Origin of the sequence: Catenulispora yoronensis (assembly GCF_039531695.1) — a bacterium.
GTDB classification, from domain to species: domain Bacteria; phylum Actinomycetota; class Actinomycetes; order Streptomycetales; family Catenulisporaceae; genus Catenulispora; species Catenulispora yoronensis.
Map to the genome: position 1 here is coordinate 1 of NZ_BAAAQN010000158.1, position 785 is coordinate 785.

General features: G+C 57.6%; 2 pseudogenes. One reads left to right on the forward strand and one right to left on the reverse strand.

Going from position 1 to position 785, the window contains the following annotated elements:
* Positions 1-366, reverse strand: a pseudogene (locus ABD481_RS46510) (amidohydrolase family protein); the annotation flags it as partial.
* Between ABD481_RS46510 and ABD481_RS46515 the strand changes: the two are divergent.
* Positions 352-609 (forward strand): annotated as a pseudogene (locus ABD481_RS46515) (MFS transporter); the annotation flags it as partial. The pseudogenes ABD481_RS46510 and ABD481_RS46515 overlap by 15 nt on opposite strands.
* Between the last annotated feature and the right edge of the window lie 176 nt (positions 610-785).

Sequence of the window (785 nt, forward strand, 5' to 3'; positions counted from 1 at the left end):
CAGGCCAATAACGCCCGCCGCCACCTGCTCGCGCAGGGCATCCGGCTGAGAAACGTTGCCCTTGCCCAGCAGGCCGATATTGACCGGCAGGCTGTCGGCCGCCTGCAGCATGCGTGAGATATACCACGGGCCCGGGGTGCAGGTGGTGGCATGGGTGCCCACGGCCGCGCCGGTGCCGTCGCCGGCCATGGTGGTCACGCCGGAGACCAGCGCCTCTTCCGCCTGCTGCGGACAGATCCAGTGAATATGGGTATCGATCCCGCCGGCGGTGACAATTTTTCCTTCGGCGGCAATCACTTCCGTCGAGGCACCGATGGGGATGGTGACGTTGGGCTGGATGTCGGGGTTACCGGCTTTGCCGATGGCGCGATGCTCCCGGCGGTGCAGACCTTATTGCTGAAGTACAGCAGCGACAGCGTCACCGGGCGTATCTTTGGCTATAACCAGTCGTTTATGTATCTGGGCAACGTCGCCGGGCCGCTAATTGGCGCCTCTGTGTCAGCCATGGCCGGCTTCCGCTGGGTGTTTATTGCCACCGCCATTATCGTTTTCATTAACCTCTGGCAGCTGGCGTGGATGCTGCGCCAAACCCGCCGGGCTAACGCCTGAACCTCTGCTGACGGTATTTATCGCGATACCGTCAGCATTATTCGCCTCAGCGGATTTACTATTACTTTTTGTTATCGTCATGGCGTGAACGCTATTCCATTTTATTATTTTCTAGGCAATCTGGTTATAAGCAACCCCGGTCATGATTAAACAATACTATTTATAGTGGTATTTTA